This window comes from Flavobacterium aestivum, assembly GCF_026870175.2.
In the GTDB taxonomy this organism is placed as follows: Bacteria; Bacteroidota; Bacteroidia; order Flavobacteriales; family Flavobacteriaceae; genus Flavobacterium; species Flavobacterium aestivum.
This window is the reverse complement of record NZ_CP113977.2, coordinates 3953249-3976907: the sequence shown is the minus strand read 5'-3', so window position 1 is coordinate 3976907 and position 23659 is coordinate 3953249. Positions and strand designations below refer to the sequence as shown.

Sequence of the window (23659 nt, the reverse complement as noted above, 5' to 3'; positions counted from 1 at the left end):
TTTATCAGATTTAGTAATGATATGGCACAATTTTGAACTTAATACCATACAAATTTCTTTAAATGACGCCGAGAATTAGGAGCAAAGCAAAAAGAATTAGCATTATAGCTACTAAGGTTTGAAGGTTTTTGATAGTTACTTTTTTAAGTAATTTATTGCCAACAAATGCTCCTATAAAAGCAGATAATGTTGCTGAAGTCAGCAAGAGATAATCAAATTGGTTATGGTGAATTATTATTTCCTTTGAGTAAATAAAAAGTCTGGAAATATCAATTAGACAGGCAATTATAACTCCTGTGGCAATATACGATTGTGGAGAAAGATTTGCTCGAATCAAAAATGCGGCTCTCAATGCACCCTGATTTCCGGAAAGTCCTCCAAAAAAGCCACTTAACATTCCGCCAAGAGGCAAATATTTTTGATCAAACTGTAATTTGCTTAAACTTGGAGTTATTTCGAAAAGGGAAAAAAACAGCAATACGATACCAATAATCAATTTTATAGGCATAATCTCGAAAGTACTGTTTCCTATTTTATATTCCAGTATTGTCTGCATATCGTTTAATAATGATAGGAGGTAAGCACCAAGAAATGCAAATAGAATGGCGGGAATCCCGAAACGCAATACGATATTTAGATTAGCATTTTTGCCTAACAGAATCAATTTGAAAAGGTTGTTGAGAAAGTGAACAATTGCTGTGAGTATTATTGCTATTTCTATGGGAAAGAATAATCCAAACACGGGTACAAGGAGTGTGCCCAAGCCAAATCCTGAGAATAATGTCAATCCAGAACCGATCAAGGCAGCTAGGCAAATTATTATATATTCCATTTTGTTTTAGATAAAAGTTTCGTTGCCTTTTTCGGAGTAATCCAAATCAACATGGAAAGTTTCTTTTAAATTCCAAAGAGCCGCAAATGAAATTACAGATAATAAAGATCCAACAATCATTCCTGATTTAAGAATGTCACCTTCGAGGAGATGGTCACGGAAAAAGCTATAGGTCAAAATAATTAGCGGGAGCGAACCTCTAACAAAATTTGGGACAGTAGTTGTTACTGTAGCTCTGATGTTTGTTCCAAATTGCTCAGCAGCAATGGTTACAAATAAAACCCAATAGCCCACTGAAAAGCCCATAATAAAGCAAAGTATGTAAAAGGTTGAAGCAGAAATCCCGAATGCATTCAGGTAAACAAAAACCATTATTAGATTGAAAATCAAAAACAAACACATGATTTTTTTTCGGCTTTTAAGCCATTGACTAAATAATCCGCTGGCGATATCTCCAAAAACCAAACCGGAGTAGCAAAAGGCAATTGCTTTTCCAGCAGCTATAGTTTCGGCTTGTTGTACGCCTAAAGCTTTAGCAAATTCGGGAGCAAAAGTAATTAGAACCCCTACTAAAAACCAAAGCGGAATCCCAATAAGAATGCATTGCAGGTATTTTGAAAATCGTTTTGAGTTGGTAAACAAAGACAAAAAATCGCCTTTCTTTTCGTCACTTTGTTGCACTTGCTTGAACATACTTGATTCTGTGATACTGATTCTTAGAAACAACAACAAAACCCCAAGAATTCCTCCTGCATAATAGCACAAGCGCCAATCTTGAAAAAATTGATACACTAAATAGGCAGCAACCGCTCCAGATACTCCAACCGAAGCGACTATCATGGTTCCGTAGCCTCGTTTTTCTTTGGGTAAACTTTCGGTTACCAGCGTAATTCCTGCGCCCAATTCTCCTGCCAGCCCAATTCCGGCAATCAATCGCCAAAAGGCATACCCATTTACGGAGGTTACCATTCCGTTAGCAATATTGGCAACCGAATACAATATTATAGAACCAAATAAAACGGATATTCTTCCTTTCTTATCTCCTAAAACTCCCCAAAGAATTCCGCCAAAAAGCATTCCGAACATTTGCATACTGATAAGAAACTCTCCTTGATTCCTAACAGCATCGCCTGTTATTCCAAGGTCTTTGAGGCTATCCGTACGAACAATCCCAAAAAGGAGTAAATCATAGATATCTACAAAATAGCCAAGGGCGGCTACAATCACGGCTGCATTGAGAATGTTTTTAGAATTTTTTGTTATGGGATCGGCAATAGAATTCATTAGGCTTTGGTCTTTTTGGTTTTAATAATTGGTTAGTTAGTAGTGCAATTCTAAAAATAGGTGGTTTTATTTATAAAGAATAGCCAAATATAATCGACAGCTATTTGTTGTGCAAATTTTCGTTCTTTGTTTAAAAGGTAAAAAAATGGTACACTTTATATTATTCAATAGTTAAGATTTTAACATCTGTAAAACAGTTTGGATATAATTTAGTGTGTTCGAGCACATTTTTATTGTTTTTTCTTGTTTGGTAATAATTTAATCCATAGTTTCGTGATATCATTACACTTAGAGTGTAAATATAGAAGCGCTAGATTGAGCTTTTTTACTTTATTAAAAAGGTAAAAAAAGAGATTATGAATCGTTTTTTAGATGCTGATTTTTATAGTTGTCGATATGATTTTCTATAAAAAATCATTCGAATAGACGAGAATTTTATAAAAGCAGGATTTGACCCAACGAGGTTGTTGTAGTATAATTTATTAAAGCAAACAATAAAGAGATGAAAAGCAAATTAGAATTAAAAAGGGATATCAGCTACAAAACAGCTGGACAGTTTGAAGAAACCCGTTTTGAAAAAATACACAATGTAATTTTTAAGAATTCAGCAGAAGCTTCCATTGTTGTGGCTCATGAAATTGCAGATTTAATCCGTTCCAAACAAGCCAAAAGCAAGACTTGTGTTCTGGGACTGGCAACAGGCTCATCTCCTATAAAAGTATACCAGGAATTGGTTCGTATGCATAAAGAAGAAGGATTAAGTTTTGCCAATGTTGTAACTTTTAACTTAGATGAGTACTACCCAATGCCAAAGGAAAGTAACCAAAGTTACCATTACTTTATGCACCAACATCTTTTTAATCATGTAGATATAAAACCTGAAAATGTCAATATCCCAGATGGAACAGTAGCCATTGAGGATTTGAATCAGTTTTGTGTTGACTATGAGTTGAAGATAAAAAGTGCAGGAGGGCTTGATTTTCAATTACTGGGAATTGGGCGTACAGGACATGTAGGATTCAACGAGCCAGGTTCACACATCAATTCAGGAACCCGCATCATTACTTTGGACCATATAACAAGAGTAGATGCTTCGGGAGATTTTAATGGAATCGGAAACGTTCCCAAAAAAGCCGTAACCATGGGAGTTTCTACAATCCTTAGATCCAAAAGAATAGTATTGATGGCATGGGGACAAAATAAAGCATCAATAATAAAACGAACAATCCAAGGCGAGATTAGTTCTGAGGTACCAGCGACCTTTTTGCAGAATCATAAGAATACCACTTTTGTATTAGATGAAGGTGCTGCCTCAGAATTAACACGTTTGGAAACACCATGGCTGGTTGGCGAATGTATCTGGACAGAGCAACTTAAAAACAAAGCGATAGTTTGGTTATGCCAACATAGCAACAAATCGATTCTTAAATTAACCGATAGAGATTACAACAACAATGGTATGTCAGACCTTTTGGCTGCTGGTGGAAGCTCATCCTATGATTTGAACATCAATATGTTCAACGTTTTGCAACACACCATAACAGGATGGCCAGGAGGGAAGCCCAATACGGATGACACCAATAGACCGGAACGTTCTACGCCAGCAAAGAAAAGAGTAATACTTTTTAGTCCGCATCCGGATGATGACGTAATTTCTATGGGAGGAACATTTGCTAAATTAATAAAACAAGGGCATGATGTACATGTGGTGTATCAAACCTCTGGAAATATTGCTGTTACTGATGATGAAGCACTAAAATTTGCGGAAGTATGTAATGATTTTGTGGGAGAAAATCAGTCTGGAATTAATTTCCAATCGGTTATTGATACCCTGAATGCCAAAACTCAAGGAGAAATGGACTCTTTGGAAGTTCGCAAATTGAAAGGCTTAATCAGAAGAAGAGAATCCTATGCCGCAGTTAGGTATATCGGGCTAAAAGATGAAAACGTACATTTCCTGGACTTACCGTTTTACGAAACCGGATTAATACAAAAGAATCCATTGGGGGCGGAAGACATTGCCATTGTAAAAGACATCATTGCACAAATAAAACCACATCAGGTATTCGCAGCAGGTGATCTAGCCGATCCACACGGAACGCATGAAGTGTGTCTGAATGCCATTTTTGCGGCAATGGGGGAATTAAAATCAGAATCCTACATGAATGATTGTTGGTTGTGGTTGTACAGAGGGGCTTGGCACGAATGGGATGTACATGATATAGACATGGCTGTTCCGCTGAGCCCAGACGAAGTTTTAACAAAAAGACAAGCCATTTTGTGTCACCAATCGCAAAAAGACCGAGTGATGTTTCAAGGAAATGATGCCAGAGAGTTTTGGGTTCGAGCCGAAGATCGTAACAAAAATACTGCAAGAATATATGATGATTTAGGTCTTGCAGAATATGAAGCTATCGAAGCTTTTAAACGTTTTGATTATTAAAAAATACGTTTTTCTATATAAAAAACCAATCGTATAATGCTACACGATTGGTTTTCTTTTTTTGAATTGGATTAATGTAACTGAAATATTTTTTAACTGATTTCAAGTTTCATTAATAAATCTGTTTGTGGGTCATCACCTAAAAGAAACAAATGCTTATCGAAAGTGATAAAACCATTTTTGGTATAAAACCCAATGGCATTATAATTTTTTTCCCAAACTCCCAACCAAATAGAATTGACAGCCATTTGTCGTGCAACTTTTATGGCTTCGTCAAGTAATAATTGCCCTATTCTTTTTCCGTGAAATTCCTTTAGTACATATATGCGTTGAATTTCTAAGGCATTTTCATTTGCGTTTTCCGTTTGTGCATCGCCAAAATTAAGTTTTAAATAACCAACGGTTTCAGAGTCTAAAGTAGCAAGGTAAAATAGAGAATTGGGATTGTCTATTTCTAGTGATAATTGTTTGGCGTTGAAGTTTAGAAGAACATATTCCTCCATATTTTCGGGAGTATTTACGTCTGAAAATGTTTCGATGAAAGTTTGTTTACTAATGTCTTGAATGGTTTCCAGATTGGATAAGGATGCTTTTCTAATTTCAATTTTGGGCATAGTATAAGTTTCTAAGAGGCTAAGATACTAACTTTCTAAGACACTAAGTTTCTAAGTAGATACTTAAAAGACTAAATAAATTATCTTCTAAAAAAACTTAGAATCTTAGAGGCTTAGTATCTTAGTGCCTTATTTTACAGTTTCCGCTTCTTTCATTGAGGGTTTTATGTTTTGGTTCACCCTGAATAAATTATTTGGATCATATTTATTCTTAATCGTTACCAAACGGTCATAATTATCTCCATAAGTAGCTTTTACACGATCTTCGCCTTCATCCATCATGAAATTTACATAGGCGCCACCAGCAGAATAGGGGTGGAGTGCTTCCCAATAGTCTTTTGTCCACTTGGTTATTATATCTTTATTAGACGGATCGGGATCAATACCCACAATTACCATTGCCCAGGTAGCATCGCGGTAATTCCATGCAGTAGCTTCGTTGCTTATTCGCGAAGCTGCGCCGTTTATAGGATACATGTGCATGGTAGAGAGTGGTGTAGGCATAGCTTCGGCAAATGTAATATGTTTGGCAATGGCTTCATCGCTCAACTCATTTACAAAATCGGCACGCCAATACCATTGCAAACCGGTTGGCAATAATCCGTCAAAGAGACTTTGAAGAACCGGAAGCGGTATTGGACCTACAAAGTCAAGAGCAGGTGTTTTGAAGGCACGAATGGGTTTGAATGCCTCTTCTCCATCTTCTAAGGAACCTGTGTAGGACCAAACGACTCCGCACATTTTTTTTAGGTGAAGATGCTCTGGAAAAGGAGCTACAGGAGGAACGGTAAGAAAAGCAAAAAATCCGTTGAGGTCGTCTGGTGCATCTTTAATAAGTTCGCGATACCATTTCATTACGGCTTCACTTTCGCTTAATTCATATAGCATTGGGCCGCCATAAATCATTGCAATAGGATGGAGATTAAAAGTAAAGGAAGTTACCACCCCAAAGTTACCGCCACCGCCTTTTAAAGCCCAAAATAAATCCTGATTCTGATTAGCGTTTGCAGTTATAAAACTACCGTCGGCTAGCACTATATCGGCAGATAATAAGTTGTCGATGCTCAAACCACACTTGCGGGAGAGATAACCCAGTCCTCCGCCAAGAGTCAATCCGCCAGCACCAGTTGTAGAAATAATTCCGCCTGGTACCGCCATCCCGAATGCGTGGGTAGCATGGTCAATATCTCCCCAAACACAACCTGCGCCTACCATAACCGTTTTTGCTTGTGGGTCAACGCGAGTGTATTTTATGAGTGAGAGATCAATCACTAATCCGTCATCACAAATTCCTAAACCACCGGCATTGTGGCCGCCGCTACGAATGGAGAGAAGTAGTTTGTTTTCTCTCGCAAAATTAACTGATTGAATCACATCTGCCACATCTGCGCAACGCACAATCATGCGAGGACGTTTGCTAATCATGGCGTTGTACACTTTTCGGGCATCCTCATAACCTTGATCTTGCGGCTCTATTAGCTCGCCTCTTAAGGTAGCCCTGAAATCCTGAATAGAAGTTTCATTAAGCATAATATGTTTTTTAGAAAGTTATATTATTGCAGGTTAAAACTTGAAATGAGGCAAAGAAAAAACGATAATTCTTTTTTTTGAAATTGGACCATAAATTTACGCAAATAAATTTAGAAATTGTAAGTGATGGAGGTTTAAATTTTTATTGAAAATCAGTGTTTTAAAGTGTATTTGTTCGTTTTTTTTATAATGTTTGTTTTTAATGAAAGTGTATTACAAATCAGCAAAAATCTGCTAAATCTGTGTGGGAATTTTTTAGCACACAGATTTAGCCGATTTTGTAATGGTATGGCGTAATTTTGAACGTAACACCAATCTATTAAAATGAGCCATAAAAATCTGCTAAGATTTGAAATTCTATGTGCAGTTTTGATACTGTAAGCCAATTCATATTTTTTGCTTTTGCATGTTAAACATTATTATTAAATTGTATTTTTGTTTACTAGGCACAAGTAAAGAAGATAGGGTAGCGTACAGAATCGTTTTTTGAATGTATCGTACCGAATTGAATATGTTTTTTACCTATTGCTTAATTTTTTATTCCTAATTATTATCTTTGACTCTATGAGCACATTAACAAAACCAAATCATATAGGGCGAAAAATCAGCCGTATTCGTGAACTCCGAGACATGAAGCAAGAAGCGTTAGCGCAGGCTTTAGGAACAAACCAACAGGCAATATCCGCCATGGAAAATAGCGAAACCATAGAAGATGAAAAACTTGCAGAGATTGCAAAGGCGCTTGGTGTAACGGTAGAAGCAATTAAAAATTTTTCGGAAGAAGCGGTATTTAATTATTTTAATACTTTTAATGAAGCTGTTTCAAGTAGTAATTTTGGTCCCCAAAGTACATGTACTTTTAATCCTTTAGATAAAGTGGTTGAATTATATGAACGCTTAGTTCAAGCTGAAAAAGATAAAGTCGAATATTTAGAACAATTACTAAAAGGAAAATAACCTTTTATAAAAAGATATATTAAAACAGAAAAGAGACCTTATTGAGGTCTCTTTTTTTATTTTTTAGATTGTTGGTTTGTAATTTTTTGTGGTTAAATTAAGCTCGTTATTTGTATTTACCAAATCTATCAAATGCAAAATAATTTTCCCATTAAGCGAATTACCCAAATCCGTTGTAGTAGTTGTTGTAGGTAGTTGTTTTTATGTGGTTGTGTTCGGGTTATTTTTATCTTTTCTGCTTGGAAATAAGTTTTTAAGAATCACATACATCATTCCTAAAACTTGAATTGTTGTAGTTGTTAAGAGCGTAATTAAAACGGAATCTGATAATTTTAATGTCTTAGTGTTTGTAAGTAAAATTAAAAATACAGCAAATAACCAAGCATTAATTGTTATAGTAAAAAGTATAGCTAAACCTCTTCTTAATTCGGTATTATCTTTATATCTTTTATTTCTAAGCTCTAATTTATTTACTTGCGCTTTTAATATATCGATTTCAGTTAGCTTACGTTGGTCGCTCTTACGTTCATAGCTTTGTTCTTCGTTAAAAGCCCTATTGTCAATATCCGTGCTTACGACATTGTCTTGTATTTCATCTAATAAATTTTCAAGCATTTTGCTTATTATTAGCGATTTTCATTAAATAGTGTTCTCTAATTAAATCGTCTGGTATTGACAAGGAAAATGTATTAAAGTACTCTTTAGCTTTTTCCCAAGTTTTAGACCAAGGTGTGTTTGGTTCGTGCGTTTTTGCACTTAACTGTACTCCTGTATATTTTCCGTACACTTCCCAAATCTTATCAAGAAATTTTGTTAAATCTTGGTCGTTAATAGGGTTATCTGTGACTTGTTTTTCAATTTTTTTATTCCCAAATTCTTTAAATTCATCATATAGACTAGGAATTACAGGCCCAAATTTCCAAGCTTGTGGTTGTTCATTTATCAAAGTTTTATTGTACAAGCCTAAACTCCAACCATGAGCTATATAAACTAACTTTATTAGCTTCATAGGTGTCAAAGTATTGTCATCTTTGCCTTTCAGTAAAAAATAATCTGCAATTTTTTTTGGACTATAAGCCATTACATTAATGTTTTGATTAAAAACTGTCTGCTTTTCTTCTTTTCGCAAAGTTATTAAAACTAAACCAATAATAAAAACTGTAAGAATTATCTAAGTATTTTTTGCGTTGTTTTTTAACGCTTCGACTCTTTACCATATACTCACTACCAATTTAAAGTATACTTATTAAAAAAATTAAGCCCTATTTTTGGATTTGCCAAATCATCCAAATACAAAACTTTCTTTCTCTTAAGCTAATTTCCTAAATTTGTTGTAGTAGCTGTTAGTGGTAGTTTTTATTCCATTATTCTGAACCAATCTTTTACTGTTAGTTCTAATCTAACGATTTCATCTTCTGCTAAAGGACAACAATGAGCTATTGGTCCTCTTAATTGATTTAAATTTGTCATTATCTTTTGAAAAGATCTTTGTCCTCTTTTGAAAAGAGTTTCAAAAGCTTCCCAATTGCCGGTAACAATTTGGCTTAATTCTCCAAATGTCGTATAATCTATTTTTTCCTCTGAGCGAATTGTAAAACCTGATTCTTCTTCACGTTTAATATTCAAATCAACACCTTTCCGAATTTCTTCTTTTACGTTATCCCACCAATTATCTCCATATTTTTCAAACATTAGTTCGACAACTAAACTTCTAATAGATTTTTCTAAACAATAAAAAACTTCGTAGTGTTGAGCCATCATTCGTGCTTCTTTTCTATAATCAGAATTAAATTGCAAATAGTAACTTTTTGCTTGAACTTCTTTTTTTTCTATTCGCCCTAAATTTAAATCAAATTCATTTTCGATTTTATCAAGTTCATTTTCTGTCAATGAATTGGCAAGAGCAAATAATTTAATTTTTGATAATTGGTCTTGTTGATTATTCATTTAACAAGTTTTCTTTAAGCGATTTGAAAATAGCATTATAAATAGCTGGATCATCAGTTTTTGGCAAGACTAAATTAATTGTATAATTAATTCCTAAATCTATTTGTCTTTTGCGACTTGCTCTTTGTACAGAATCATTTGTTTCAATATCTAATTTAATTTCTTTTATCTTTTCAGTTTGAGTACTATTATCTTCTCTTTTTAAGTCACTTTCAAAGTCGGCAAATTCTTTAGCATTAGTAAAGGAATTCACTATTGCTTTTACCGTTTGATTATCGTGCGCCAGTCCAGTCGTATCAGTTACTAATTTTATAAAATCCGGCTTACTTAAATCGTGTGCATATTCATTTCGCACATATAATTCTTCATAACCTTTTTTTAAAGCTGAAGCCATTGAAGCACCTCTGTGAGTAGGATTTCTAAAGTCTTTATATAGTTGTGTTGGCGCTCCATCTTCTCCCAATAGTTTACATTTCTTAGCCCAAGGGATAAAAGCTTTTTGATTTCCTCCGGGAAAACCAAGTTTAGTCCCTAAAAAATCTCCATTAAAATTTTCAGGAATTGAAGCGTCACAGATTTTATTAAGAATTTTTGTCAAGGTTCCAGACGAAACCATATAGGGTAAATTTGTTGCCATTTTTTTTGTTTGTTTTTTATTTCGAGCTGTATAATTGCCGATGTTGGGTGCTGTTTTTATTCTTTTGTAAATTTAATTTGTCCCCCGTCTTGTGATAAAATCATTGTCTTGTCTATAGGATTAAATTCAAATTTTGCTCCTGCTTGGTCAAACTTAAATTTATCTTTTTCTGTTGCTTCAAGAGAGAATGCTGGTTGCCCTGTGCCTTGTGCGATTATAGAGTTTCCATCTTTTGTAATTGTAATTTTAAATGGGATTTCTTTGGAAGCATAAACGCCCAAATACTTATCAAAATCCTCCGAAGTCAAGTTGTAAGTCGTGAAAACAGGTATGTCATAAGGTTTGTCGTAAATTGCACTTAAAACAGCAATTGAAATATCGTTCATATTTAGTTTTGTTCCGTTTGTGGTTAAAGCATACGAAATTTTGTCCTCTGCGAAATGTGAATAAACAGAACTAAAACCATCAATTCCGCCTGTATGTCCATAGCCAATCTTTTCATGGAAAGGCATTTGAAATAAACCAATTCCGTAACCTTCTTTAATGGTTTTCATTATTTCGAGACTTTCAGGTTTTAAAAGTTTTCCTCCAAACAAGGCATCCGCGAATTTTGTCAAGTCACTTGGCGTGGAAGTTATTGCCCCTGCACCTAACGGAATTGTAAAGTCTGTTTCGGTTACTGCCTTCCAAGTTCCTGCGAAGTTGTATGATTTACATTCATTGTTGGCTGTATTGATTTTTCCAAAAACATAAGTATTTGTTAAACCAAGCGGCTTCACAATATGTTCTTGTAATAAGTCAGAATACGATTTTGAAAAAGTTTTTTCTAGAATGTAAGTCAAAAGCACAAAGTTTGAGTTGCTGTATTCTGCTTTGCTGTCTGGTTCGAAATCGCTGCCGCCTTTTGCTATAATTTCAAGCATTTCTTTTTCTGTCTTTGGTTGTGTGTTCCAAGTCAGATAGTCATTGTCGTCTGTGAAATTGTGTATTCCGCTTCTATGACTAAGTAAATGTTTTACAGATATTTTCTTTGCGTTTTTGATTGTTGGAAACCATTTGTCAATAGTTTGGGTTAGGTCTAACTTTTTTTTCTCAACTGCTTTTAAAATCAAAACTGCCGTGAATGATTTAGAAATTGAACCAATTCTGTATTTTGAATTTTTGGTTGCTTTAATGTTTTTTTCAACGTCTGCAAATCCGATTGATTTTGTGTAAATGATTTCTCCGTTTTTTGAAACGGCAACACTTCCCATAAACTTATTGTTCTCTTCAAGTGCATTGAAGTAATTGTCCAATTTTGTTTTATCAAAATTTGTTTGAGCAAATCCGATTTGAACTAATGTTAAAAGTAATGCTGTTAAGAGTGTCGTTTTCATTTTTTTTTTGTTGTTATCGTTTATGGGGCGTTCTAAAATAATAGCGACAAAATATCTAAAAAAAGGTGTGATTGTTGCTATTTTGTAATGGCTATCAAACAAATATAAATATTCTTTTTATTACAAATAATTAAAAATACTTTTTATTTTTCTGTAAACTTTTTATGCTCAGGTGAATGTCTGTTTTAGTTGTTTTTATAGCTGTGGACATAACAACTTAAAGTGGCGATTTAGTTAAAGTATATTGGGAGCTTTTAGCAGAAGGTTTTTTTATTCAATTCCCATTTTGTTTTGTGTACAGTCAATATATAAACTATTGTTTAAAAATATTTTATTGCCCAACATTCCCGTCATACCTGAAAATTTCATCATTGAATATTGAACTTGTGAAAATCCTTCGACATAAGTGACATTATTTAATTGTATTTCGTGGTTGTCAAATTGTATTTTTTGGTTGCAGTTAGCTGTATATGTAGTTAAAACTTTATCCCAAGATTGTGATTTTTCAATGTCAATTTTTGAGTTAGTTAGTTTCAAGTTTTTCCATACTTCTTTGTTGGTTAATAACTCATAAGAGCTTGTACCCGAATCAAATAAAAAATTTTCCTCTTGTCCTTTTAAAAAACCTCTAACGATGATTTTTCTTTTTTTGAACTTGAAATCAAAGAGTTTGGATTGAAATCGAGAGGGCACTTTAGATAAATTTATTGCAATATAATTTTCTTTAAAATTGATGATTGTTTTTCTGTTTTCTAAAATATCAGCTCCAATAGTCCCAATTATTTTTAGTGAATCATTATTATTGTCATTTCCGTGATTATAAATTTTGAATTTATCGGAAGTAATTTTTGTCTTTCCAATATAGAAAGAAGTTTTTACAAGGCTTTTATTTATAATTGCTTGTCTGATTTTTTTAATTGAACTTGAGTAAAATACAGTATAAGGCGAACCTGTGTCAAATTGCAAATAATAAGTTATTGTGTCGCTCGAAAAATGTATAGGAAGCAACAAAGCATTTTTTTCAGAACCCAACCACTTAAATGGAATAAAACCACTTTCATTATTTACCGTCAAATAATTTTTTTCTGGAGTGAATTTTTGGTCAAAATAAATATAGCCGCCAAGCATAGCTAAAACTAAAACGACCAATAATGTCAGTACAATTTTCTTTAAAACTTTCATAAATTATTTTTTTGCAAACTTCTAAATTTGAAAACAATTTCTTTACAAAAGTAATACGCCATTTTTACGTCAATTGCCTGACATGATTTATAAATAATTAATTTTTAGGTTTTTATGTAAATCATTCTTGTTGTTTAAACTATTGCCATTTATAATAACTACCAATAATTTCAGGCAAATAATTAATAATAACGGAAGTATAAAAAGCGGAAAATGTAGAGATAATCCTTTTTGAATAAATGGACTTAGGATTTGTGAAACAGAGAGTGCAACTGCTATTAGTATTTGAACACTTACTATACTTTTTCCAAGTTCTCTGTTTTTTGGGTCGTTTGTTTTGTAGGTCAAAATCAAAGGGAATATAACTCCTCCAAAAGGGATTATAAGTCCCATTAAACTTGAAAAATTAATCAATTTTGCTCTATCAAGTTTTATAAATTCTTTGGAAGGAAGTAGTTTTTTAGGTTCAGTTTCAAAGACATTTGCAAGTGCTTTTAATGTAAATCCTTTTGGGATATTTCCTGCTTCAATCCTTTGAATTGTCCTTAACGAAAGACCACTTTTTTCGGCAAGTTCGGTTTGGGTTAAGTTTTTATCCTCTCTTAAATTTTGAACTATTGATTTCATTTTCGTATTGTTTGCGGTTGTTGTAAACTTTCTGCTAACGTCCTGTTAATACAGCGGGTTTGGGACCAAATTAAGCCTATTCTTCGGATTTGCCACCCGAGCGATAGTGAACAGGCGAAGCAAATCATCCAAATACAAACCATTTTTCCATTTAGCCAAATGCCCAAATTGCTTGTAGCGTGTGTTGGTGGCAGTTTTTATTTCGTCCGTTTTGCTTCTATCTTATTTCCATTCTGTAATAAAAACAAATTTGAAATTTCTCCTTTTTCGTTCTTTTCAAACTGAATTTGTGCATCTACTACTTTATAGAAAAATAACATTTCACTTTCTACAAATATCGGGAACGTATTTTGTCCTGTCAATTGTGAAAATAGTTGGTCTTTATCTAATGAAATTTTGATTTCAAAATCTTTTTCAACTTTATAAGTCCCAACAAACTTTTGAAGTTCTTCAGGTGTAATACTAATTTCTTTTCTGATTTTTTGCACTGGTAATGGTTTATTATACAGAATACTTCTAATTGATTTTGAGGGAATTGTAACGTTATTGTGATTTTGAAGTATTATTATTGTTTTATCATTTGTAATATGTCTTTCGATAAAAGTTACATAACCTGGCCAACCGCCACTATGGTTTGCAATTTTTCCAAAATCAGCATTGTCTTCAATTCCCCAACCAAAACCATAATTCCTTTTAGCTCCGTCTTTCAGAGTTGCTAGTTCAAAAACTGCTGCCATTCCCTCTTTTGTGAGTAATTTATTGGTGTATAATGCTCTATCCCAAATTAATAAATCCTTTACAGTTGAATTAACTGTTCCGTCTCCAACAATACCATCAAGCCAAATAACGATGTTAGTTTCTTTCAATTCGTCTGGTAAAACATATTTTTTCAAACTATCTGAGTAAACATAACCAAAAGCATAATTGTCAATTTTCTTTGGCGATAATCTACGAGTGTACACAAAGGTATTTTTCATTTTCAACGGTTGGAAAATAGCTGTGTTTAGATATTCAGCGTATGTCAAACCCGATGCTTTCTCAATTATTGATGCCAATAATGCATAGCCCGTGTTGCTATATTCCCATTTAGTATTTGGCTCAAATAATATTTTTGGTTGATGTTTACTAAATATATTAATTATGTCTTTGTTAGTGGCAATTTTAGATTTGTCAAATAAACTATCCATAAGCTGCATATAGTCTGGCAGACCTCCGGTATGATTCAATAAGTTTCTTACTGTTACACCTTTATAAAAAGAAAGTTCGGGTAAGTATTTATTGATGTCATCGTCTAAATTCAACTTCCCTTTTTCTTTAAGTATCATTATCCCCATAGCAGTGAACTGCTTTGAACAAGATGCCAATTCAAAAATAGAATTTTCGTTCAACTTTTCTTTTGTTGTTTCGTTTGCAAGTCCGAAACTATGGCTATAAATAACTTTCCCTTTTTCTGCAATTAGAAAATTTCCATTGATTTTCTCTTTTGAATAAAGAGAATTGAGTAAACTGTCAATTTTTTGAATTCTGTCTTGTCCAAATGTAAGATGTCCAATTAAAAGAAGTCCGATTGTAATTGTTAATTTCATTTTTTTATTTCTTGTTAATTAATGTAGGTGAGATGTCTCGCAAAATTGCCACCAACTTGTATATGCTCGCTACAAAGTAGCTACAAACCATCTAAAAAAAGGTGTGATTGTCGCTATTTTGTAATGGCTATCAAACAAATATAAATATTCTTTTTATTATAAATAATCAAGAGAGCTTTTTGTTTTTTGTAAACTTTTCCTGCTTACGTAATGTATATTTTAGTGGTTTTGCAGTTGTGGACATACCAACTTAAAGAGGTGATTTAGTTAAAGAATGCTTATTTAGAAAAATGGGTTAATATGAAATAGTACCATGCCAAATTTAGTTTTCATAAGAAAGCCCCGAATTATTGCGAGGCTTTCTTTATATTGAAAAACTACACTTGAATTTTGCACTTCAGCCCCGCTTTTGGCAATACCTGTTAGCGGTTCGTTGTTTTCTCCAAGGTTAGTATGTTTTTGTTACCAAGGAATTTCTCCAGTCACAGGATTATTTTCTTCACTAAAGAATTTTCCGGTAGGCCCGTTTTTGTCAATCAAAGCATACTTTAAAATTCTTTTTCCAGCATCTTCAACGTTCCCAGGTCCACGATGACCGTTGAAATCCGTTTTTGTATATCCGGGACAAACAGCATTTATTTTGAAGTTACTATCCTTTAGTTCGTATGCCAAAACAACTGTGTACATATTCATTGCTGATTTTGAAGAAAGATAAACGGCTCCTTTGTAATCGTAATATTTGTATGAAGGGTCGCTGTGCAAAGTAATAGATCCTTGACTTGAGCTTACATTTACAATACGAGGTTCAGATGATTTTTTCAATAAATCAATAAATGCCTGCGTGACTCTTACCACTCCGTAAACATTTGCATCGTATGTTGCTTTGAACTGGTCTATAGTTGTATTAAGAGCTTCTTGTGGGTAGCCGCCATAGATGCCTGCATTGTTGATAAGTATGTCCAACGTTTTTGTTTTCTTGCCAATTTCTGCACGGGCATTTTCTACAGATTTATCATCTGTAATGTCAAGCAGAATGGCTTCTGCATTGTTTAAGCCTTCCGCTTTTAATTTAGTAACGGCTTCTAAACCGTTTTCTAAATTACGACTTCCGAGGTAAACATAAATTCCTTTTTGAGCAAGTTGCCTCGCCACTTCAAAGCCAATGCTTTTGTTGGCTCCTGTCACTAATGCTGATTTGCTCACATTTTTATTATTCTCTATTTTGTGATCGTGATTCTGTGAATTCATTTTTTCTGTTTTTAAATTAATGAAGCAAAAGTAGATTGCTAAAAAACAGAGAAGATGGACAAATCAATTTATTCTCTTGACAAATCTTGCCGAGTTTCTAAAACTTCACTTACGCTTTTTCCTGTGCATTTTTTGAAAAGGCGTGAAAAATAGTCTGGGTCATTAAAGCCCAACTCATAGGCTAATTCTTTTACTGAAAGATTTGAATAATGCAGTTTTCGTTGTGCTTCTATTATTAAACGGTTGGTAAAAAAATCTTTAGGCGAAACTCCCGAATATTCTTTTACAATCCGATATAAACTGTTGGTGGTTAAGGCCAATTTTTCGGCTATTGCATTCACAGAAGGTTGCTCTGTAAGATGTGTTTCTACCGCTAACTTGAACTCAATAAATTTTGAAAGGTTAGTGTTTAAAATATTGATTGGTTCTTTGTTCTTGAAATAGGCGCTGTTCAATTCTACCAATAGTGAGTTTAGGTAAGCCAATACTATTTCTGTGTCTGTTGGATGTTTGTCTACGTGAAGTATTTGATTTAAAATTTCAAAACTCTTTTTTACCCTTTGCTTTGCAGCGTTGTCAAAAATTATTGTTTGCGAGTTTAATGGGTTGATTAAAAAAGGAAATTGCTGTGGCAGCAATGCTAACGTATTTTCATCAAATAATACCTTGAAGTATTTAAGATTGTCTGCTTTATAGGGCGGTGTAAAAACTTGATTGGGCATACCGAAAAGCAATTGTCCATCTGTAAGTGTGATGTCTTGCAAATCTAAATTGTAGGTAATAGAGCCGCTTTCAATAAACACGATGAAATACGAAGTTAGTTTGCGTGGTTGATAGATTTTTTGCTGAATATCAACAGAGTGATAAGGATTTTCGTCCGAATTAATCTTTATCTTCAACTTGTCGTTTTGTAAACTGTCGGGTATTTTGTTTGTTTCTTGCATATGTCTGCTCAAAGTTTGTAGGGTGTCGCCAATTGCTCAAATCCGTTGTAGTAGTTGTTATAGGCTGGTCGTTTTTTACGTGTAAATTTCAAATGTTTTTCTAAATTTCTGTTCTATAATTCTTTTACTAAACTTGTAATTTAAACTTCCAAAGGTTAACATTAGTAATAAAAAAAGATTTGATATCATTACATTGTTTTTGTTACCGAATGTAAGATTGATATAAACTATCATACCAATTCCACAAACTAACCATAATAGTAAAAAATATTTTTGATATTTAAATTTCGGAAAAATTTCATATTGAATTTGAAGTTTTTTATTCACAAATTTATAATTCCCTTTTATGAGGTATGAACTATGAGTAATTCTTAAATTTAAAGTTAGATAGAATGTTGAGTCATTGTAACGTCCATAAAAAGATTTTGAAGAATCGAAAAAAAACAAATTAAGTGGAGTATTAGTTTTGATTTGAGGGTGTCCAATTTTTGTAGAGTTTTTTAATTTTTCTCTAAATTCAGTGATGTTAAGCTTTGATTGCATTCCCTTTTTGAATTAATAATTTAAGGTTTGTATTTTTTGTATAAAATTGTATTCAATTTTTATTCTTAATTTCAAGCTTCCGCTTCAAATTCCAATTTTCAACTTTTTTCTTTTTAGATTCCGATTTTTACGCTTCTGCTTTGAAATTTTCTGCGGAAAGAAATTCGTGTTTTCAAATTGTTTTTCATCTAGATGCTTTCGGTGCAATTTGTCTGTACATTTTGGTACTAAATTAAGTATATTCTTCGGATTTGCCACCCGAACGATAGTGAACAGGCGAAGCAAATCATTCCAAATACAAAACCAACTTTTCATTGAGTCAATTGTCTAAATCCGTTGTAGTAGCTGTTGGCAATCGTTATTTTTCTATAATTGGTGGTGGTACTGGAGCAATAAGTATTTTATTAATTTCATTTAAATCAAATTTTTTATTTGTTTGACTGAATTTATGCAGACTCTTAATTTCTTCTAATGACTTCCCAAAACGTAAAAATTGATTTAGTCCTTTATATTCATGAATTTTAAGTGTTTTGAATTGTTTGCCATTCTTTAAATTAAAGGCATAAGTTTCTCCATCTTCAATTGAAGAATTTACAAACTCTTTATCCTTTGGGAAAGATAATGTGTCTAAGATATTTTGAATTTTTTCTTTTTCTTCACTACTTAAAATTGTAAAGGAAGTTTGTTCTTCAAACGGATAAGTGTTAATATAGTAAAGTGTATCAGACGAGTTGAATTTTAGATAAAATGTTTCATGAATATTCCATTTAAAAAAAGTAAAATCGCAATCCTTTTTAGGAGATTGGCATCCTACAAAAAATATTATTAGAATTATTGCTAAGATTCTCATATTTACGTTTTCATAATAACCGCTAACGTTCTGGTACTACTGTGGGTTTGGTACTAAAATAAGTCCATTCTTCGGATTTGCCAAATGATTCCAAATACAAAACAATCTTTCTATTAAGCCAATTGCCCAAATCCGTTGTAGTAGCTGTTAGTGGTTCGGCTTTTCTTTGTAAAGTTCATAATTTCGAATAATTAATTTTTCGAGCCTTTCGCGATCATATTTTAATCCTGCCAGTCCAATGATTAAGGGTGTTCCGTATAATTTAGTATTTAAATTTAGAAGAACTTTTTTAAATCTATTTGAGCCTTCAATATATTTTTCAGGATTATGGATATTTACTATTAACATTTTTGTCGAATTTATTTTTTCGATCCGAATTGATTCAATGTCTTTCCATAATATCAAGCCAACACTTACAGCACTAGAATTATCATAAATTCCATTTTCATCAAGTATCAACCCAGGTTTTTTGTCAAATAATTTTATTGGAATATAAAGCCAAGCTGAACTACAAAAAACAAGCATAAATAATCCAATTGTTTTAATAAACTCAACGCTTCTGAAACGATAAGAAATAAATCGCTCCGGATATTGAAAAAGATAATAACTGCCTACAATAAAAACAGATGTTCCAATCAACATTAAAATAAGTTTAATTTTACTGGATGGAATCTCAATTTTATGCATCATAATTTTTCGCTTTTAAGCTGACCACTAACGTTCTGGTACTACAGCGGGTTTGGGACTAAATTAAGCCCATTCTTCGGATTTGCCAAATATCTCAAATACAAAATCAACTTAGCATTAAGTCAATTGCTAAATCGGTTGTAGTTGCTGTTAGCGGTAGTTTTTATTCATTTAGCCCGGATTTTTTTAATTTTTTTCTGAATAATAAAATTTCTAAAGTTGTAAAAAGTAGATAAATTATTGAAAAAATCAGAAGATTTCTAAACACAGTAACATTATTGTCGATTGGAAGACCGTCAGTTAATATCTTACTAATTATAAAAATAACACAAAATAAAGGTATTCCTAAAAATGTTAATAATGATAGATAAAGATTATTTCTAATTTTATCTATTAGATTTAGAAAAAGTGCAAACGAACAGAAAGTGATAGCAATGAGATATATAAATGAATAAGCTAAGTTCAATACTATATCTAAAATTTGTAAAAGCGTTTCAAGAAAATTTCCATCAGCGTGATTTGTTTCTGAAATTACTATTCTATAAGTAATGAATAACGCAATATTTATTAAAATGTTTATTAACCAAAACTTAAATATAATTCTTTTCATTTCTTGTATAGTAAGTCAAATTTGTCTTTCAGTTTAGTGGTCAGTCTGTAAAATTACCGCCTAAAGTGTCGCTACTCTAGCGAATTTGGGACTAAATTAGCGTTATTTTCGGATTTGCCAAATCTATCAAATACAAAACCAACTTTCCATTAAACCAATTGCCAAATCTGTTGATGGCAGTTTATATTTTTTGTGTTGCGCGTGGTCTTGTTATTATACTAGCAATAATTAAGTTTGGAATCCAACACAGCCAAGCTACAATAACGTAGGCTTTTACAAAATTTCCATAAAACATTGTCAAAAACGGAAGCCATATTCTTAATGTAACGGCAGCAAAACAAGTAGCGTAACTATAAACCATCATCTTTTGATGTTGTTCTATTTGTTTATTCTTGATGTATAAATAAGCCTTTAAAGTGGTATAAAACCAAATAATACCTAAACAAATAAAACCTAAGGAAGATATAAGTCCTCCAGTAGCAAAAAAGCCAATATAAATGCCTGTCATGGAACTAAGAAGAACTGCAATTAAATAAACCTTTCCAATTTTTTTATGTAGAGTAAGATTCCATATTCTGATTTTTGAACTGAATTGTGTCCAGCCAATGAGCAAAGAAATTCCTCCTAAAATGATATGAGTGTAAAAACAAATGTTCCAAAAAGTGTTTGTCAGTAACTCAGCGGATTTTGAACTTAATAATCCAAATTTCCGGTCTATCAAGAAATAAATATTTGGGTAAAGTCCAATTACAATCGCTAATGCAACCATTAAAATCCATAATGCTTTTTTTGTCATAGTACAGTTCGGTTAAATTGCCACCAACGTTCCGGAGCTTGGCGAGGTTGCGAGTTTCGGAATTGTTTATTTTTCGCTTATTTCTTTCAGTTTGTCTAATGCCAGTGGATAGGTTTTATTCATATAATTTGTAAAATCCTCAGTGGAGTCTAACTCAACGGATACTACAGTGATTCCATTTTTCTCTTCAAACGAATAATTTTCAAATCCTCCTGCCCATTTTTCAACATCAGGACCTTCTGTAATTTCTTTACCGGCAACTAAAATTCCATTGTGTTTGATTGAAACAAATTTGTTTGGTATGTTTTCCACTATTTCAGATACCATTCCTCCTTTTTCTCCTTTCTCGTCTGTCCCGATAAAAAGTATTTTACTTCCTTTATCCCAACTACCCTCAAAACTAGAGGTAGGATTAAACAAAGCAGTCCATTTTTCATAATTAGATTTATCGCTGATGCCAAGCATAAAATCATAAACCTTTTCTACTGGGGCATTAATTGTTATTTTAAATTGAAGCTTTTCCATAATTATAAAAGTGTTTAGTTAGTGTAATTTTACAAGTTGTCCTTTTCTTTTCATTATGTTTTTATAGTCCCATTGAATTTCTCTTGACTTTTTGAGCCAAAGTATCAAATCGTCAAATTCAATGTCAGAAATAGTATTGTAGAAAATAGAAGCGTCCATAAACTTTGCTCCTTTAATATTCAATTTTTCTTCGTCAAAATCGGCACCACTCCAAAACATCAGTCTTATACCTCTTTTCTGTTTGCTGTAACCAACAATCGGGTTGCCGTCTAAAAACCATACAGGGTGAGCATGCCATATCTTACTTTCTGCTTCGGTTAGTTCGTTGTCAATTATTTTTGCAAGTTGGTCGCAAATTACTTGATCATCAAGTGCCTGTTTTTGGTTGTATATTTTTATTTCTTCTATCATTGTTGTTGTGTCAAGCAGTTTTGTAACATAGTCTATAACGGTTTGCAGCTTGGCGAGGTGTGAACTTTGGAACCGTTTATTTTCGGTTAAATTAAAAATTTCTTACGAAACGAAAACGTGTGTTTACCCCATAATTCGCAATCTCGCTAAACCGCTGTTAGCTATAGTTTTCCTAAATTGGCGTATCTTAAAAGAAGAAGTTTAATACCTTTTTCATCAAACTTAACTTCAATTTTTGAATCCTTTAAATTATTTGGAATCATAATGTGTGTAACAATGCCTTCTCCAAATCTTGCGTGAACAACCCTATCGTCCACTTTAAGTTTTAAAGCTTCTTCGAATAGTAACGGTGTGAAGTCATATGTGTCTTTCCATAATTCAAAATCTGGAGGTAATAGATTTTCTTCGGTAATTTTTGGTTTTACATATTGTTTTCTAGTCAATTCTAATATTTCTTCTAAAATATCTCTATCAGATCTTTTAGGAATGTTATCTGATTCGTTTTCATTGCTTGTGTTTGAAAGAATCTCATTAATTACACTTTCTAATTTTGGATAAAAAACCTCGAATACTTCTTCAAAAACTGCATCTGAGATTCTGTTATCCTCAAGTAATAAATTCATAGTTTTCATTAGCTTTTTGAAATCGCCCTTTTGAAATTCAGTTGTTTGAAAAGTTGCTAATGGGCCTTTTAAATCTGAATTATTCAAACCAAATAAAATTGGACAAACTTTAGATTTTTCAAGTTTATTTGATAATGCACCGGCCTCAAAAAGTATCCAAGGTTTTTCAGTATTTTCTGGAGTTAAGCATATGATACCGATTTTACATTCATTTAGTTTTTTTGTAATTTCACTTTCCCATTTCGATCCTTTTTCAATGTCTGACGGAGTAAAATAAGGTTTTGCAGACTGTAAAACTGTTGGAATCCAATTTTTTAATGCGTTTGCAATTTCTTTACTATTTTCTCCAGACCAACTAATGAATATGTTCATAACTTTTCTTTTTTTAAGGTAATCGTTCTTTAAAATTGTAGCTAACTTGCATATACTCTCTACAAAGTAGCGACAAAACATCTAAAAAAGATGTGATTGTCGCTATTTTGTATTGGTAATCAAACAAATATAAATATTCTTTTTATTACAAATAATCAAGAGGGCTTTTTATTTTTTGTGAACTTTTCCTTTTCACGTAATCTATATTTTTAGTGGTTTTAGTCTCGGAATTTGTATTTTTGGCGTCATTAATTAGAAAATATGAAAATCGTACTATCGCCGGCCAAATCGTTAAACTTCGAGCAAGAATTGCCAACAACACTACATACAGCATCTTCTTTTCTAAAAGAATCCAGACAGGTTCATAAAGTTTTGAAACAGCAATCACCCAAAAACTTATCGGAATTGATGTCTATTTCAGAGAAATTGGCGGATTTGAACTGGAAACGCAATCAGGATTGGAAAACTCCTTTTACACCCGAAAATGCGCGTCCGGCAGTTTATGCTTTTAATGGTGATGTTTATACTGGGTTAGACGCTTATTCTATTCCTACGGATAAATTAGAGCAGCTTCAAGGTAGTTTACGAATTTTATCAGGTTTGTACGGATATTTGAAGCCATTGGATTTAATACAACCGTATCGTCTCGAAATGGGAACAAAATTACCTATTGGCGAAAGCAAAAATTTATATGAGTTCTGGAAAAAGACCATTACTGATTCCTTGAATAAAGAACTCAAAAAAGGGGAGTTGTTCATCAATTTAGCCAGTAATGAATATTTTTCGGCTGTAGATGTAAAAACTTTGAAAGTTCCTGTTATCACTCCTGAGTTTAAGGATTACAAGGATGGAAAACTAAAAATGATTAGTTTCTTCGCTAAGAAGGCTAGGGGATTGATGGTGCGTTATATTCTGGATACCAATGCCCAAACCCTTGATGATCTAAAAGGATTCAATTATGAAGGCTATCAGTTTGACGCTAATTTATCCAAAGGGAACCACTTGATTTTTACGAGGTAGATTTTTAGATTTTTA

24 protein-coding genes are annotated in these 23659 nt (G+C 32.8%); 3 read left to right on the top strand and 21 right to left on the bottom strand.

Annotation, left to right across the window (positions count from 1 at the left end; translation table 11 throughout):
- Window positions 1-58: 58 nt before the first annotated feature.
- Window positions 59-832, bottom strand: a complete 774-nt coding sequence (locus tag OZP08_RS16815) for a sulfite exporter TauE/SafE family protein (RefSeq protein WP_281322400.1) — start codon at window positions 830-832, stop codon at window positions 59-61.
- A gap of 6 nt (window positions 833-838) precedes the next feature.
- Window positions 839-2116, bottom strand: coding sequence for an MFS transporter (locus OZP08_RS16810; RefSeq protein ID WP_281322399.1), 1278 nt, complete (start codon window positions 2114-2116; stop codon window positions 839-841).
- A 502-nt stretch (window positions 2117-2618) separates the two neighbouring features.
- Here OZP08_RS16810 and nagB point away from each other — a divergent pair.
- Window positions 2619-4559 carry a glucosamine-6-phosphate deaminase gene (nagB, locus tag OZP08_RS16805; RefSeq protein ID WP_281322398.1) on the top strand — a complete coding sequence of 647 codons (1941 nt, stop codon included), beginning with the start codon at window positions 2619-2621 and terminating at the stop codon, window positions 4557-4559.
- 92 nt (window positions 4560-4651) lie between these two features.
- Here the strand turns inward: nagB and OZP08_RS16800 are convergent, their stop codons facing one another.
- Window positions 4652-5173, bottom strand: a complete 522-nt coding sequence (locus OZP08_RS16800; protein ID WP_268847257.1) for a GNAT family N-acetyltransferase — start codon at window positions 5171-5173, stop codon at window positions 4652-4654.
- A 129-nt stretch (window positions 5174-5302) separates the two neighbouring features.
- A complete protein-coding gene (locus OZP08_RS16795; RefSeq protein ID WP_281322397.1) occupies window positions 5303-6703 on the bottom strand; it encodes an FAD-binding oxidoreductase in 1401 nt (466 codons plus the stop codon).
- A gap of 564 nt (window positions 6704-7267) precedes the next feature.
- On the opposite strand from OZP08_RS16795, the gene OZP08_RS16790 reads away from it, so the two are divergent.
- Window positions 7268-7660: a helix-turn-helix domain-containing protein gene (locus OZP08_RS16790; protein WP_268847255.1), complete on the top strand. Its 393-nt coding sequence runs from the start codon at window positions 7268-7270 to the stop codon at window positions 7658-7660.
- 201 nt (window positions 7661-7861) lie between these two features.
- Here the strand turns inward: OZP08_RS16790 and OZP08_RS16785 are convergent, their stop codons facing one another.
- The 17 genes from OZP08_RS16785 to OZP08_RS16705 form a co-directional block, all read right to left on the bottom strand.
- Window positions 7862-8275 carry a hypothetical protein gene (locus OZP08_RS16785; protein WP_268847254.1) on the bottom strand — a complete coding sequence of 138 codons (414 nt, stop codon included), beginning with the start codon at window positions 8273-8275 and terminating at the stop codon, window positions 7862-7864.
- The gene (locus OZP08_RS16780; RefSeq protein WP_268847253.1) at window positions 8268-8741 is read right to left on the bottom strand and encodes a Panacea domain-containing protein; all 474 of its coding nucleotides are present in this window, start codon (window positions 8739-8741) and stop codon (window positions 8268-8270) included. The genes OZP08_RS16785 and OZP08_RS16780 overlap by 8 nt, the downstream gene beginning before the upstream one ends.
- Window positions 8742-9016: 275 nt before the next feature.
- Window positions 9017-9607 carry a Swt1 family HEPN domain-containing protein gene (locus OZP08_RS16775; RefSeq protein ID WP_281322396.1) on the bottom strand — a complete coding sequence of 197 codons (591 nt, stop codon included), beginning with the start codon at window positions 9605-9607 and terminating at the stop codon, window positions 9017-9019.
- Window positions 9600-10244 carry a DUF5343 domain-containing protein gene (locus tag OZP08_RS16770; RefSeq protein ID WP_268847250.1) on the bottom strand — a complete coding sequence of 215 codons (645 nt, stop codon included), beginning with the start codon at window positions 10242-10244 and terminating at the stop codon, window positions 9600-9602. The genes OZP08_RS16775 and OZP08_RS16770 overlap by 8 nt, the downstream gene beginning before the upstream one ends.
- 56 nt (window positions 10245-10300) lie before the next feature.
- Window positions 10301-11620 carry a serine hydrolase domain-containing protein gene (locus OZP08_RS16765; RefSeq protein WP_281322395.1) on the bottom strand — a complete coding sequence of 440 codons (1320 nt, stop codon included), beginning with the start codon at window positions 11618-11620 and terminating at the stop codon, window positions 10301-10303.
- Between the two features lie 270 nt (window positions 11621-11890).
- Complete coding sequence (locus OZP08_RS16760) at window positions 11891-12802, bottom strand: hypothetical protein (protein WP_281322394.1); 912 nt, start codon at window positions 12800-12802, stop codon at window positions 11891-11893.
- 87 nt (window positions 12803-12889) lie between these two features.
- Complete coding sequence (locus tag OZP08_RS16755; protein WP_268847248.1) at window positions 12890-13429, bottom strand: helix-turn-helix domain-containing protein; 540 nt, start codon at window positions 13427-13429, stop codon at window positions 12890-12892.
- Window positions 13430-13626: 197 nt separating this feature from the next.
- Complete coding sequence (locus OZP08_RS16750; RefSeq protein ID WP_268847247.1) at window positions 13627-15015, bottom strand: serine hydrolase; 1389 nt, start codon at window positions 15013-15015, stop codon at window positions 13627-13629.
- 462 nt (window positions 15016-15477) lie between these two features.
- Complete coding sequence (locus OZP08_RS16745; protein WP_268847246.1) at window positions 15478-16263, bottom strand: SDR family oxidoreductase; 786 nt, start codon at window positions 16261-16263, stop codon at window positions 15478-15480.
- Window positions 16264-16331: 68 nt separating this feature from the next.
- Window positions 16332-17207, bottom strand: a complete 876-nt coding sequence (locus OZP08_RS16740; protein WP_281322393.1) for a helix-turn-helix domain-containing protein — start codon at window positions 17205-17207, stop codon at window positions 16332-16334.
- Between the two features lie 901 nt (window positions 17208-18108).
- On the bottom strand, window positions 18109-18600 hold the full coding sequence (locus OZP08_RS16735) for a hypothetical protein (RefSeq protein WP_281322392.1): 492 nt from the start codon (window positions 18598-18600) through the stop codon (window positions 18109-18111).
- Window positions 18601-18747: 147 nt separating this feature from the next.
- Window positions 18748-19290, bottom strand: a complete 543-nt coding sequence (locus tag OZP08_RS16730; RefSeq protein WP_268847242.1) for an STM3941 family protein — start codon at window positions 19288-19290, stop codon at window positions 18748-18750.
- Window positions 19291-19450: 160 nt separating this feature from the next.
- Entirely contained in the window at window positions 19451-19897 is a 447-nt protein-coding gene (locus OZP08_RS16725) for a hypothetical protein (RefSeq protein ID WP_268847241.1), read from the bottom strand.
- Window positions 19898-20078: 181 nt separating this feature from the next.
- A complete protein-coding gene (locus tag OZP08_RS16720; protein WP_281322391.1) occupies window positions 20079-20693 on the bottom strand; it encodes a DUF2306 domain-containing protein in 615 nt (204 codons plus the stop codon).
- Window positions 20694-20759: 66 nt separating this feature from the next.
- Window positions 20760-21218, bottom strand: a complete 459-nt coding sequence (locus OZP08_RS16715; RefSeq protein ID WP_268847239.1) for an SRPBCC family protein — start codon at window positions 21216-21218, stop codon at window positions 20760-20762.
- A gap of 18 nt (window positions 21219-21236) precedes the next feature.
- On the bottom strand, window positions 21237-21629 hold the full coding sequence (locus tag OZP08_RS16710) for a DUF1801 domain-containing protein (RefSeq protein ID WP_268847238.1): 393 nt from the start codon (window positions 21627-21629) through the stop codon (window positions 21237-21239).
- Window positions 21630-21790: 161 nt separating this feature from the next.
- A complete protein-coding gene (locus OZP08_RS16705) occupies window positions 21791-22624 on the bottom strand; it encodes a toll/interleukin-1 receptor domain-containing protein (RefSeq protein ID WP_268847237.1) in 834 nt (277 codons plus the stop codon).
- 261 nt (window positions 22625-22885) lie between these two features.
- On the opposite strand from OZP08_RS16705, the gene yaaA reads away from it, so the two are divergent.
- Entirely contained in the window at window positions 22886-23644 is a 759-nt protein-coding gene (gene yaaA / locus OZP08_RS16700; RefSeq protein WP_268847236.1) for a peroxide stress protein YaaA, read from the top strand.
- Window positions 23645-23659: the final 15 nt, after the last annotated feature.